The organism is Actinomadura sp. NPDC048032, from assembly GCF_040653175.1.
Taxonomy (GTDB): Bacteria; Actinomycetota; Actinomycetes; order Streptosporangiales; family Streptosporangiaceae; genus Spirillospora; species Spirillospora verrucosospora.
In genome coordinates, this window is the sequence record NZ_JBEZJP010000797.1 from 1 (window position 1) to 1,376 (window position 1,376).

Annotated in this window: 2 protein-coding genes; one reads left to right on the forward strand and one right to left on the reverse strand. The window is 74.7% G+C overall.

Features of this window, described 5'->3' with window-relative positions; translation table 11 throughout:
- Positions 1 to 27 precede the first annotated feature (27 nt).
- Positions 28 to 465, reverse strand: a complete 438-nt coding sequence (locus AB0C69_RS42295) for a hypothetical protein (protein ID WP_360362591.1) — start codon at positions 463 to 465, stop codon at positions 28 to 30.
- A 299-nt stretch (positions 466 to 764) separates the two neighbouring features.
- Between AB0C69_RS42295 and AB0C69_RS42300 the strand changes: the two genes are divergently transcribed.
- Entirely contained in the window at positions 765 to 1,307 is a 543-nt protein-coding gene (locus tag AB0C69_RS42300; RefSeq protein ID WP_360362594.1) for a hypothetical protein, read from the forward strand.
- Positions 1,308 to 1,376 lie beyond the last annotated feature (69 nt).

Consider the following 1,376-nt stretch of genomic DNA (forward strand, 5'->3'; position numbering starts at 1 on the left):
CGACGGCCGCCCCCGGGGACAGAGAGCTCAGATCCCTGTGGAGGCGGGCGGAGCGCGCCCGCGCGGGGCGCCCCGCGGCGCGACGTCGGGCGTGACGTGCGCGGAGCCGGCCCGGACGAGGCGCCCGGACGGCGGCCGGGGCTCGTCGCCGGAGGCGGGGGGCGTCGCGTGCTCGGGCTGGACGTAGGGCGCCGCCGCCGCCGCGCGGAGAGCGGTGGCGGCGATGGCGGTCTGCGCGCGCCCGGCCGTGCGCGACTTGGGGGTGACGCGGGTGCGGGCGGGCCCCTGGAGGGCGGCCCCGATCCGGACTCCGGACACCGTGCCGGTGGCGGGCGCCCTGCCCTGCATGCCGCCGGCCGGCAGGCCCGCGCCGACCGGTCCGGCGACGAAGCCGAGGAGGCCGAGCACGACGACGAGCAGCCGCGCGACGGGCCGCCGGAAGGCGGGATGGTGCGCTTCGCCCACTCCACCCTCCTCGCCCGGACCGCCGGCGGGGTGCTCGCCCCGCCGTTCACGCCAACCTAGCCCACTTTCCTTCCGGCGGCGCTCGCCCTGACTCCGGGGCGAGAACCGTGAAAGCGGGTCCGTCAAGGACGGGTTGCGTGACAAAGACGTTGCCCGTGCTCGGCCACACGGCCTTACCAGCAGACACTGGCTGGTGTCCCGATCCGGCCAGCCCGCAGTCCGCCGCCCGCCATTGCCCGCGCGATTTATGCGAATTACTTTCGCGTATGCCCACCCCGAACCGGACAGAGGAGTCTCCGGTGGCACGAATCAGACAGACCGCGATCGTCGGGACCGCCGCCCTGGCCGTCCTCGCCGCGGGGGTCGCCCCCGCGTACGCAGCGGGCACGACCATCCGCAAGGGCTCGGCCACGGCCGCCGCCTACTCCGGCAGAGTGCAGGCCTCGCTGCTCGGCACCGCGACGGTCAGCAGCTCGATCGGCAGCGGCTCCTGCAGCCAGTCGACGATGAACGGCTCCATCAACTCCGACGGCAGCGCGCTGAACGTCGCCTCCGCCACCTTCACCGGCACCGGCGGCGGTCCCTGCAGCGGCAGCACCAGCTCGACGATCACCGCGCAGAACCTGCCCTGGACGGGCGGCAACGTCACCTTCGACCCCGGGCACAGCGGCGGCCGGGACGCCACCGTCACGATCGCGAACTTCAAGGTGAAGGCCGTGGTCGACATCTTCGGCGGCATCACCTGCGTGTACGGCGGCAACCTCACCGCCAACGGCTACAACGGCGACAACGGCTCGCGGCCGGTCACCACCAGCAGCGAGTCGGGCACGACCCGCCGGTAGACGGCGGCGAAGGCGTCCGCCACGGCGGGCGGGAGCTGGAACACGTGCCAGAACGCCGCCAGCCGGCCG